Origin of the sequence: Janthinobacterium sp. B9-8, from assembly GCF_000969645.2 — a bacterium.
In the GTDB taxonomy this organism is placed as follows: Bacteria; Pseudomonadota; Gammaproteobacteria; order Burkholderiales; family Chitinibacteraceae; genus Iodobacter.
On record NZ_CP014222.1, the window covers coordinates 232707 to 244602 of the forward strand.

Genomic DNA, 11896 nt, shown 5'->3' on the forward strand with positions numbered 1-11896 from the left:
GAAACTCGATATGAGTTACCCCCTGCTTGATAAGGTGTCTTGTCCGCTGGAACTTAAAAAATTGGCCAAAGCCGATTTGCCCCAGTTGGCCAATGAGCTGCGCAATTATTTGCTTGATTCCGTTAGCCAAACGGGTGGGCATTTTGCTTCTAATTTAGGCGCACTCGAGCTGACCGTTGCGTTGCATTATGTTTTTAATACGCCACACGATCGCTTGGTTTGGGATGTGGGCCATCAAAGCTATCCGCATAAAATCTTAACGGGTCGTCGTGGCCAGATGCATACCATGCGTAAACAGCATGGTCTGGCAGGGTTTCCTAAGCGTGAAGAAAGCGAGTACGACACTTTTGGCGTAGGGCATTCAAGCACATCGATTGCAGCGGCACTAGGCTTTGCTGAAGCGGCCAAGTTGAAAGGCGAAGATCGTCACGCGATTGCCGTGATTGGCGATGGCGCAATGACGGCAGGGCAAGCATTTGAAGCTTTGAATAATGCCGGTCACCGGGATGTGAATCTGTTGGTGGTGCTGAACGACAATGAAATGTCGATCTCCCCGAATGTGGGTGCACTGACCAATTACCTGTCTAAATTGCTATCAAGCAAGTTTTACAATGGCATTCGCAGCGCCTCTGGCCGGGTGCTGGATGTGGTGCCGCCTTTAAAAGAGCTGGCGAAAAAAGGCGAAGAACACGTTAAAGGCTTGCTCACACCGGGTACGATGTTCGAGCAGTTTGGTTTTAATTATATCGGCCCGATTGATGGGCATGATTTAGATACGCTGGTGACGACACTGGCGAATATCAAGCAGCTTAAAGGCCCGCAGTTCTTGCATGTGGTGACGCGCAAAGGAGAGGGCTATAAAAAAGCCGTTGCCGATCCGGTGAAATACCACGCCGTTACGCCGTTTGAAAAAGAAGACGGCATGCAGGGCGTGAAGGCAGCCAAAGTCAGCTACACCAAGATTTTTGGTGATTGGCTGTGTGATATGGCAAAAATGGATGAGCGCTTGCTGGGCATTACGCCCGCCATGCGTGAAGGCTCTGGCCTTGTTCGCTTTGAGCAAGAATACCCACAGCGATACTTTGATGTAGGCATTGCCGAACAACATGCGGTGACATTTGCCGCAGGGCTCGCCTGTGAAGGCTTAAAGCCGGTGGTGGCGATTTACTCTACTTTCTTGCAGCGCGCTTATGATCAGCTGATCCATGATGTGGCATTGCAAAACTTGCCGGTGGTCTTTGCAATTGATCGCGCCGGGCAAGTGGGCGCAGATGGGCCGACCCATGCAGGCTCATTCGATATTGCGTTTTTGCGCTGCATTCCCAATATGGTGGTGCTGACGCCAGCAGATGAAAACGAATGCCGCCAAATGCTCTACACGGCTTTCTTGCATGATGGCCCAAGCGCAGTGCGTTATCCTCGTGGCACGGGGCCAGGGGTTGACGTGCAAAGCACTATGACCGCTATCCCTATGGGCTGTGCTGAAGTACGTCGCCGGGGCAGCAAGATCGCCATCATGGCGTTTGGCCCTGTGCTTAGTGCAGCTTTAGACGCGGGTGAAGCATTAGACGCAACGGTGGTGAATATGCGTTTTGTGAAGCCGATGGATAGTGCTTTGATTGCCGAATTAGCAGCCAGCCATGATTATCTGGTGACGGTTGAAGAAGGCGCAATCATGGGCGGTGCGGGCTCTGCTGTCCTGGAAAGCTTAATGGCGCAAAATACATGCAAGCCATTATTGCAGCTAGGCTTTCCTGATCGCTATGTGGATCATGCCGATCAGCAGGTACAACTGGCTGAATGCGGTTTGGATGCCGCTGGGATTGCGGCAAGTATCCGTCAGCGCTGGGTGATTTAAAGGCAGGATTGTGAAGAAAAACGAGGCGATGCCTCGTTTTTTTATGCATTAGGGTTTGTTGACGTTTCATTCACGGCTGCGTTGGCTACAGTTTTGGGGCTGAGGCGGAAAACGGCCATTCACTGCATTATGCTCCTCGGAAATAACTCGTTACGATGCGGTATTGCGCCGCTTTGATTTACAGCGACTGGATGTTCTATTTACCTTAAATCAAAGCCGTTTTGATCTGGCCTCTATTCGTGCCTTACGGGATTTATTGCGTTCATCCCCGCATGAGGCGACACCTGCTGTAATAGGTAAAGATACTTCTTTGCAATTAGCGCATATTGCCGATTTTTTGTAAGCATGGCTGGCTTTACATGCCATGCTTGAAGGGCAAACGAAAGCCGAAGCAAAAGCAAAAGCAAAAGCAAAAGCAAAAGCAAAAGCCACTTCGCCTTTGGGTTTTTATTTGAGCGCATGGATAGTATCCGCTCTTTAATTTTGCAGGCAGGCTTAAACCCGGATGTTGTCACCGCGATGTATTCCTTTGGCCAGAATGATCCGGAAATGCTGGCTGAATTACAAGCCATGCTCAGTGAAATGGAATGGATGTTGTACGATCTTGCAAATGAAATTGATCGTCGTTCCCCCACCTTAGATGGCATTTCGCAAGAAGCATTAAAGGATTTAGTTTTTCATTTGCGTGAGATCTGATCGCGTTTTATTCAGCAAGCTCGGTGTTTATATCGTTTTGATTATTGTTGTTTATTTCAATGATTTCAGTAATCAAATTGCCCAAGCTTTGTAAAGCATGATCGATTTCCGGGCTAAACGGCCAGCCGCAATTAATCCGAATAAAGTGCTCAAAGCGGTTTGAATTAGAAAACATCAGCCCGGGCGCAATTAAAATTCCTTTTTTCAGCGCAGCATCAAAAACCCGTCTAGATGAAAGTTGCTCGGGTAATTCCACCCAAAGTGCTAGCCCACCATTGGGCACATTTAGCCGTGTACCAACTGGAAAATAGCGGGCAATCGCCTCTGCGGTGCGTTCTCGTTGGGTTTTGAGCGTGCTGCGTAGCTTGCGCAAATGCCTATCGTAAGCGCTGGAACCCATATATTCGGCAGCAGCAATTTGCGACCATGCCTCGTTATCGCGGGTTTGCGCGTACTTCAGCATCTCGATCCGCGCCTGCCAGCGACCACCGCTCATCCAACCCAAGCGCATCCCCGGCGCTAAAATCTTATGCAGCGACGCGCAATAAATCACATTGCCGGTTTGATCACGCGCTTTTAAGGCGCGCAGCGGAATGTCGTCGTTGATCAGCTCGCTATAGGTATCGTCTTCGATTAATGGAATCGCCTGCGCTTCACAGAGCGCCACCAGCCGGTCTTTATGTGCCTCGGGCATGATGCTGCCCAGTGGATTTTGCAAATGCGGCACTACTACCACCGCTTTGATATTGTCGTAAGTTTGGCAGGCCAGCTCCAAGGCTTCGATCGAAATCCCCGTTTGTGGGCTGGTGGGAATTTCGATCGCTTGCAGGCCCAAGCTTTCTAAAACTTGTAGCAGGCCGTAAAAGGTCGGAGATTCAACCGCAATGGTGTCGCCTGGTTGAGCGACTGCTCGCAGCGCCAGATTGAGCGCCTCGATACAGCCGTGGGTAATGAGCACCTCATCGGGCGACATCAGCACGCCTATGCGCATCGCCCGCTTAGCGAGTACGGCGCGAAACTCTGGATTGCCTTTATTGGGAACGGCGCTCACAAATAGATCGGGGGTTTGCTTTAAGGCCCGAATCGCCGCATTTTTAAGCGCTTCGCCGGGGTAAAGATCGGGTGAGCAGCGGGCTACAGAGAAATTATGCTTAATCTGCTGCTGCCTACCGCGGGCAATAAAGCCAGAAACACGGGCATGAATCCCCACATATTGTGCCGGATCGATCTCTAGCCTTGGTTCTGTCACCGGCGTGATACGCATTCTTTGACGGACAAAATAACCAGAGCGTGGCCTTGCCTCCAGATAACCATCGGTTTCAAGTTGGCGGCACAATTGCAAGGCGGTAGAGAGGCTGATGCCGTGCAAGCGCATTAGCTCACGCAGGGATGGCATGCGCTCCCCCACTTTAAGCGTGCCTGCCACGATGGCGGCCAGATAGTGCGCCGCCCAGCGCTGGTAAAGATAATCCATAAAGTCTCCGCCTAATGAAGGGGAATCATGCAGTAACAGCGTGCTTTTACATAGATATAGATAGCGATAAACCACAGCATAACAGATGAAATAAATCACCCTTGTTGCGTAGCAGATGGTTATTTCTTGTCGCTGTTTTTGCGCCTTGCTGCCATTTAAGATGGTTTGCATCAAAAGTGGCGGGGCAAGGCGATGGAAAAGCAACACGTTTTACGAAAAGGCCAAGTGCTGCGTGGCTATTTAAGGGCTGGCACACAGATCTTGGTGCAGCGGGGCAAGCTGCATCTTCAATACACACCGCATTATATGGGGGAGCTTTTACTGCCTCAGAACCGAGTATTGCTTGAAGGCGAGTTTGAGTTGATTGAGGAAGCGGGCTGGGTGAGTTTGGCGGGGGACGGGGTAGAAATACACATCATTGATACATCGTCTGTGCGCCGTTGGGCTTGGAAAATCCAAGCATTATTGGCTGGATTTTAAGCTTGAACTTGCTTGTATGTTTAGATATGATGATGGTGTAAATCATCTCTTGGTTTGCCGTAAGCGTTTACGTCAATCAACGCGCTAAAGCCGCCGGATATTTCCGGTGCTTGTTTTTTGCTGCTGCCATAAGAAATTTTTTTTATGAGCGTTTTTTCCCTGAGCAAGGGCTTAAGACGCATTGCTGCAAGAAGGCGCTTGTTTGTCCGGCTTATGGAGTTGCTATGAAATCATCAAATCCTTCCGCTCGTCGCCGATTGTGCTTAATTCCCGCTAGGCACGCCAATTTAGTTATGCCATTTTTACTCTCTATTTTAATGACTTGCGTTGTTTCATTGATCAGCACTTTGCGTGGTGTGGGTTTTACATCCAGGCTGTTTGATCTTTGGCCCAGCGCTTGGGGCTTATCTTGGTTGGTGGCTTTTCCTACCCTGCTCTTGGTTTTGCCTTTAGTTAAAAAGTTGACCGCTTTGCTTATTGATCAGGGCTAAGTCGAGCTAGATGGCTTCGAATAACAGCCATTTAATCCGCGTTTTTTGATGCGCTCACAGGCCCCTCTTTTGCACAGCGGGGACCTGTGTCATAAAATTTCAGCTTATCCCCGCCTCGTGCGAACAAGCCTGTGCATGCCCTGTGGACAAGTCAGGCAAGTCATTGCTCTGGCAGGTTTTTTTAGTGCTGCGTATTTTTTAAGCAGTTTTTGCCGTTTATCCAATAATTTATCCAGCAAGTCCGTGGATGGCTTGTGGATAAGCCAATTAAGCTGCTGTTTTTAGTGTGCTTTTTATTCCTGATTAAAAAATAGGCAAAAAGTCCGTGCTATAATCGCGTTTTTTTACAATCTGCCTTGCAAGTAGATCTTCTACCCGCATGCAGGCGCTTAAAGAACGGATCATCATGAAAGCCCCAGAACTTCTCCTTCCCGCTGGCACTTTGGACAAAATGCGCGCCGCTTATGATTTCGGTGCAGACGCGGTTTATGCCGGTCAGCCACGCTATTCACTACGTGCCCGTAATAACGAATTTAAGCTCGAGCAAATTGGCCAGGGGATTATCGAGGCGCATCAGCGGGGCAAGAAGTTCTTTGTAGCTAGCAATATTTTGCCGCATAACGCCAAGGTTAAAACTTACCTTGCCGATATGGAGCCAGTGATTGCCATGAAGCCTGATGCGCTGATTATGGCTGACCCCGGCCTGATTATGATGGTGCGGGAGAAATGGCCAGAGCAGGTAATCCACCTATCGGTGCAAGCCAATACCGTGAATTATGCCGGGGTGAAATTCTGGAAATCGATGGGTTTAGAGCGCGTGATTTTATCGCGCGAAATGAGCCTCGATGAAGTCGAAGAAATTCGCCAGCTTTGCCCGGATATGGAGCTGGAAGTGTTTGTGCACGGCGCGCTCTGTATTGCCTATTCTGGCCGCTGCCTCTTATCAGGCTACTTTAACCACCGCGATCCGAATCAAGGCACATGCACTAATGCCTGTCGTTGGGATTACAAAATGAATGACACGGTGGAAGACGATGCGGGGGATGTGAAGCCGCAGGTGATTCAGTTTGATTTTAATAAGGCCATGGCAGAGGCGAACCAAAGCTTTGCCGCCTGTGGCGGTGCTGAGCGCCATCCTGCTGCGGATAAAACCTATCTGATCGCCGAGCAAAGCCGCCCAGATGAGCTGATGCCGATTCTGGAAGACGAGCACGGCACTTATATTATGAATTCCAAAGATCTACGTGCGGTGCAGCATATCGAACGCCTGACTAAGATTGGTGTGGATTCGCTGAAGATTGAAGGCCGGACTAAATCGCTGTATTACGTGGCACGTACTGCCCAAGTTTACCGCCAAGCGATTGATGATGCGGTAGCGGGGCGGCCGTTTAATCCAGCGCTTTTAGCTGATCTGGATGGCTTGGCCAACCGTGGTTACACCGATGGCTTTTATCAGCGCCATTACACCCACGAAGCGCAGAACTATCTGGATGGCCATTCCAAAGCCAAGCAAAGCCAGTTTGTCGGTGAAGTGATTAGCATTAAAGACGGCTGGGCCAAAATCGAAGTCAAAAACCGCTTTGCGGTGGGTGACCAGTTAGAAATTATTCACCCTAGCGGTAACCGGATTATTACCTTGTCCGCCATGCGGGATAAGAGCGGTAATCCTTGCGAAGTGGCGGCAGGCAATGGCGTGAAGATTTCTATTCCGATGGAAGAAGGCTTTGAAAAATCGCTGATTTCGCGCTTGTTTACCGAGGCAGAAATGGCCGCTTAATTGCGGCACTCAGTAAAAAGAGGGGGTGGCCATGCCACCCCCTCTTTTTTTGCTGAATACTACTAGCGCAGTTAGCGCTAATGTGGCGATAGGCCTAAGGGGTGCTTATGATTCAGTACCTTTTGCAGCCTGCTTTAATGTTGCTAAGGCAAGATCAAAATTAAAAGCCTGAATGCTTTCATTAATGATTCTAAAATGCAGTGGAAATGCGGTATACAAAAGGCTAGCGTGAGTTTCTAAAATATTAATTGCTTCCGAGTCCCCGTTAGCGAGCAGCTTGTAGAGTAGCTGTGTAATCTCACTTAGCTTTTGGGGATCAATGATGGTATTTAACTTGCCCTGCAGATTGGGTAACTTTTGCTCTAATTGTGCAATCAGGGTATCTAAAGGTGTTGCTAGGCCATCAAGCAGCGAATCAAGTGCTTGCTGGCTCTGTTCTTGGTGAAGCGCTGATTCAAGGGTTTCTGATTGCTTCTGTAATGAGACAGCACCAATGAGCCCGGTTACAGATCGCAAGGTGTGTGCCAAGCGTTCGGCTGTGTGCCAGTCCTGGTTTTCTAAAGCATGGCGTATGTTGGGAATCGTATATTTTTGCTCGGCGACAAACTTGCCTAGGACGGCCAGATAAAGCGGTTTTTTATCCAGAACGTACTTTAAGCCCAAGTTTATATCCAACCCTTCAATTCCCTTAGGTAGCTCGGCTTCATTGGGGAGCTGGGTGGAATAAATGGGTGGGCTGCTGACTGTGATTTCCTCTGGTTTAATCCACTTAATGAGCATTTTCCAAAGCGCTTCTGGCTCAATGGGCTTGGTAATATGGTCATTCATTCCTGCCGCAAGGCAGCGCTCACGATCGCCTTGCATGGCATTGGCGGTCATGGCCACAATGGGGAGTAGCTGAAATCCCTTTAATTTGCGAATTTCCCTGCTTGCCGTCAGGCCATCCATAACCGGCATTTGCATATCCATCAGCACAATATTGTAATGATTGGCTTGTAGTTGTTCTATGGCAAGCTGGCCGTTTTCTGCAATATCAACCAGCAGACCTACAGATTGTAAGAACTCACGTGCTACTTCTTGATTAATATGATTATCTTCTACCAAGAGAACTCTGGCGCCTTGAATGTGCTTTAATTGGGGAGTGAAATGGTGTTTGCTACGGGTGCCAGGTGGGTAGCTCTCTGGCTTGCCGCCTAGTGCGCTGAGCACACTATTAAATAACTGTGATGCATTAATCGGTTTGTTTAAAGTGTGGAAAACAATATTGGCATCGCTGGCTTTAATCGCATCGTGGTGATCAGAGGCCGAAACCAAGATAAAGGCGGGCATAGATTGTAGTGTCTGTGCTTTGATTTTTTGCGCGGTTTCTATGCCATTCATTGATGGCATTTCCCAATCTAAAAATATGATTTCATAAGGCTCGTTTTGCTTATCGGCTTGCTTAATTGCTGTAATAGCCGCTTTGCCTGATGCAACAGAATCGGCTCTTAATTGCATATAATTAAGTTGCGTTGTTAAAACGTCACGAGCGTTTTGATGATCATCAACGACCAGAACACGTTTATTTTGAAAGTTACTATTTAATAATAGTGGCCGAGCTGCTGCAGTACTTTTGCCTAATGGCAGGGTAAACCAGAAACAGCTGCCTTTGCCTAGCTTACTTCCTACACCAATTGTTCCGCCCATGAGCTCAACCAGCTTTTTAGAAATGGCGAGTCCAAGGCCTGTGCCGCCAAATTTGCGTGTTGTGGATGAATCTGCCTGAGAAAAACTTTGAAACAGGCGGCTTATTTGCTCATCACTCAGGCCAATGCCGCTGTCTTGTACGGAACAATGAATCACGATATCTTGATTGGATTCTGCTTGTAATTTAATTGCCATTTCGATTTGGCCATGAGCGGTAAACTTAACGGCATTTGAAACAAAATTAAGCAGTATTTGTCCCAGCCTTAACGGATCTCCAAATAAATTAAGCGGAATGTTTTTATCTATATTAAAAATAAGTTCCAAGCCTTTGTTGGCGGCTTGTTCTCCGATATGGTTTGCAACATTATCGAGTACTTTTTCTAATTCAAACTCTATCTTTTCTACTGTTAACTTACCTGCTTCAATTTTTGAAAAATCAAGAATATCGTTAATGATGCCGAGTAAATGCTGACCAGAGTTTTGTATTTTTGTGATGTAATCACTTTGGCGTGGATTTAATTCTGTTTTTAAAGCAAGGTAGGACATCCCCATGATGGCATTGATTGGGGTGCGAATTTCGTGGCTCATATTGGCAAGGAAATCGCTTTTACTTTGGTTTGCCGTTTCGGCTGCTTGCTTGGCAATAAGAAGGCCTTGGTTAATAAGAATAAGCTCTTTATTGAAGGCATCGAGTTTTTCTTGCTGTTGTATAATTTTAAAGTCTGCTTCTATACTTTTTTTTATTTCCCATAGTAAATCAAAATACTTTTTTTGATATTTCCGTGTCTTACTATCGAGTACGCAGATTGTTCCAAAGACTTCTTGCTCGCTCCAGAGCAGAGGAACGCCAAGGTAGGAAATCATATTTAGCGCTATATCGGGATTATCTTTCCATTGCTCATTTTCCAGAGCATTGGGAATATGCAAAAGGCTGCGGCTAGCCATCACTGTTTCGCAATATAAGCCGGTATTTAAGTTCGCTTTTTCTGAGTGCTCATAAGGGTTCCCTGCCGTTTCGCTGGATAGAAGTACTTCGATTTGCTCCGGTAAAACGCGCATCATCAAGCCAGCAGGCACCTCGAAAAGGTTGGCCATTACATTGATGGTGTCTTGCCATTTAGTCAGAAAACTTTCTGGTATATGGATTGGCTGATTATTCATCGATACATCCTTGCTAACACGCAAACTTGAATGGGCACTGGATTGAGCTGTTTAAATAAATCATTGTCTGAAAATCAGCAAATAGCAAAAATTCTGATTAAATTGCTATCTCCGGACGTTTCTGCCGGATATCCATTGTAAGGGGGATGCGTTTGGCTTCCTTTCAGAAGGCTGCTTAAAAAGGGCATATCACTAGTGTACTTGAGTTATTTTATTTATTGATGCTTAATTAATTATTTTTATTATTGGGGTTTTTATGTATTAATTTTATGATGATTTAGATAAAGCCTGCTTGATTCCCCATGATTTGTTGGAATAAATAGCATAGCCTTAGCAACTTATCTTTGTGGGTTTGAAAGCCAAGGCGCATCAGGTGGGTACTTAAGCTAGGTGAATGTTGCTTAATGATGAGCAGTATCCGTGAATGGAATTACAGCAGAAGCAACGATTACACCTTTGCAGTGATTGGCGCTGCTTAAATACTGAATTTATTGGGGGGGATTGCGTACCCAGCAGCTTGGGCTATGGTCATCAACCATGCCGCTGGCTTGCATAAAGGCGTAGCAAATGGTTGGGCCGATAAATTTAAAGCCTCGTTTTTTTAAAGCTTTGCTCATGGCGGTGGATTCGGCGCTTAAAGCGGGAGTGTCACTGAGTAATAGCCAGTGGTTGCGTATGGTTTTGCCATTTACAAAGGACCATAGAAAATCGCTAAAGCGACCTTCTTCCTGTTGTAGTTTGAGGTAGGCTGCGGCATTGCTGATAAAGGCAGCGACTTTAGCCCGGTTACGCACAATGCCGCTATCGCTCAATAAGAGAGCTACTTTTTCTGCATCGTAAGCGGCCATTTTCTGCGCATCAAAGCCGTCAAAGACTTGGCGGTAGTGGGCGCGTTTTTTTAATACGGTAATCCAGGAAAGGCCTGCTTGTGCGCCCTCCAGACACAATAGCTCAAAGAGCGCCTGATCATCATAGAGGGGCTGCCCCCATTCCTGATCATGATAGTTTTGGTAAAGCGGGTCATCACTGCACCAGCCACAACGGGTTAAATTACTTGTGGACATCTTGGCTTTTATCCCCCAAAAGATGGTGTTGATCTGTGGATAAGCTGTTAGCTTGTTTTGTAACTTGATGAATTTTATATGAAAAATAGCCCTGCTTATTTTTTGTGCATTGCTACTTAACGGTCATTATTTTGTAAAGAAATCAGTGTAGATGGCTGGATTACTCAAGGCTGCAGTGTGATATTCAGAGTTTTTCCTATGCTGTTATTCCACTCTGTAACGCAATCTGCGCCACAACGCTCTGCCCAGCGTTTAAGGACCACTTGCTTAACTGTTTTGGCCAGCCGTGCTTCATCATTACTCGCTGGCTGCACCAGAACCATTGATCCTTGTTCTGCCAGCGTGCAGTTTTTTCCGGTATTGCAGGCCAACCCCAGTGTGGTTTGAGTTTCCGTCGCCTGCCAAAGATCGTCGGCCAGTTGCTTAATACCCGCTTCAATGATTTTTTGATCGCGGGCATCAATTTTAGCCCAGGACGCTTGGTTTACCCCCAGCATCACCATACTCCAACCCAGTGGCAGATTATAAATATGCGTTGCTACCTGGTAAAAACGCGCGCTATGGGCTGCTAAGGCCGAGGTGATGAGGCAATCAAGTTGCTTGTCTTTCATTTTGTTGTAAACCTGATCAAAAGGAATACTGAGCGTGATGGCGCCGTAAGCTTCGATCAGATCACTGGTCGTGCGCATGCTGACTCTTACTTTTTTGCCTTTGAGTCCTTCTAGATTTTTAATCGGGCCATTACACATTAGAAGCTGTGCGGAGTAAGGCCACATGGCGAGTACTTTAATGCTTTGTTTTTGCTCAAAATAGCGCTCAAGCACCGGCTTATAGCTTTCGACGACGCGCCGTTCCATGGCTAAATTCATGGTGAGCCCGGCTAGATCAACTGCTTCGGCACGCGGATCTTGCTCAGAAATATACGATAGGATCGTTGTGCCAAAATCAGTCATTCCCAGCTTCATCAGGCGTAATACTTCGCTGCCCTTTAAGCCCACATCATTAAAAGCACTAAGATTGACCTTGATTCTGCCCTCGCTGAGCCTAGGGAGCTGCTCGGTCCAGAATGGTTTTTCGTAGTCTTTAAACTGACTGAGCATGCTCCATGAGCCAATTGCTTTTAATGGCTCAGGTGCAAGTTCTTCTTCGGCATAGAGCGGGCTGCTGAGCAGTAGCATGATACAAAACATACGCCACATGGCTTTGTCC

General features: G+C 47.2%; 10 protein-coding genes. 6 read left to right on the forward strand and 4 right to left on the reverse strand.

What is annotated here, in order from left to right; genetic code table 11:
- Positions 1–10 precede the first annotated feature (10 nt).
- From dxs to VN23_RS00960, 3 genes are all read left to right on the forward strand, one after another.
- Positions 11–1858, forward strand: coding sequence for a 1-deoxy-D-xylulose-5-phosphate synthase (gene dxs / locus VN23_RS00950; protein WP_046351125.1), 1848 nt, complete (start codon positions 11–13; stop codon positions 1856–1858).
- 163 nt (positions 1859–2021) lie between these two features.
- Positions 2022–2201: a hypothetical protein gene (locus VN23_RS00955; RefSeq protein WP_046350997.1), complete on the forward strand. Its 180-nt coding sequence runs from the start codon at positions 2022–2024 to the stop codon at positions 2199–2201.
- A gap of 116 nt (positions 2202–2317) precedes the next feature.
- Positions 2318–2554, forward strand: coding sequence for a hypothetical protein (locus VN23_RS00960; RefSeq protein WP_046350998.1), 237 nt, complete (start codon positions 2318–2320; stop codon positions 2552–2554).
- A 7-nt stretch (positions 2555–2561) separates the two neighbouring features.
- On the opposite strand, the gene VN23_RS00965 is transcribed toward VN23_RS00960, so the two are convergent.
- Positions 2562–4028: an aminotransferase-like domain-containing protein gene (locus VN23_RS00965; protein WP_046351126.1), complete on the reverse strand. Its 1467-nt coding sequence runs from the start codon at positions 4026–4028 to the stop codon at positions 2562–2564.
- A gap of 192 nt (positions 4029–4220) precedes the next feature.
- On the opposite strand from VN23_RS00965, the gene VN23_RS00970 reads away from it, so the two are divergent.
- From VN23_RS00970 to trhP, 3 genes are all read left to right on the forward strand, one after another.
- The gene (locus tag VN23_RS00970) at positions 4221–4508 is read left to right on the forward strand and encodes a hypothetical protein (RefSeq protein WP_046350999.1); all 288 of its coding nucleotides are present in this window, start codon (positions 4221–4223) and stop codon (positions 4506–4508) included.
- Positions 4509–4732: 224 nt separating this feature from the next.
- Positions 4733–4999 (forward strand): DUF2798 domain-containing protein, encoded by a 267-nt coding sequence (locus VN23_RS00975; RefSeq protein WP_046351000.1) that lies wholly within the window; start codon positions 4733–4735, stop codon positions 4997–4999.
- A gap of 406 nt (positions 5000–5405) precedes the next feature.
- Positions 5406–6776 (forward strand): prephenate-dependent tRNA uridine(34) hydroxylase TrhP, encoded by a 1371-nt coding sequence (gene trhP / locus VN23_RS00980; RefSeq protein WP_046351001.1) that lies wholly within the window; start codon positions 5406–5408, stop codon positions 6774–6776.
- Between the two features lie 105 nt (positions 6777–6881).
- On the opposite strand, the gene VN23_RS00985 is transcribed toward trhP, so the two are convergent.
- The 3 genes from VN23_RS00985 to VN23_RS00995 all read right to left on the reverse strand — a co-directional run bounded on the left by VN23_RS00985 (position 6882) and on the right by VN23_RS00995 (position 11886).
- Positions 6882–9623 carry a response regulator gene (locus VN23_RS00985; protein ID WP_052746483.1) on the reverse strand — a complete coding sequence of 914 codons (2742 nt, stop codon included), beginning with the start codon at positions 9621–9623 and terminating at the stop codon, positions 6882–6884.
- 488 nt (positions 9624–10111) lie between these two features.
- Entirely contained in the window at positions 10112–10687 is a 576-nt protein-coding gene (locus tag VN23_RS00990) for a DNA-3-methyladenine glycosylase I (RefSeq protein WP_062654789.1), read from the reverse strand.
- A 164-nt stretch (positions 10688–10851) separates the two neighbouring features.
- Entirely contained in the window at positions 10852–11886 is a 1035-nt protein-coding gene (locus VN23_RS00995) for a TRAP transporter substrate-binding protein (RefSeq protein WP_052746484.1), read from the reverse strand.
- Between the last annotated feature and the right edge of the window lie 10 nt (positions 11887–11896).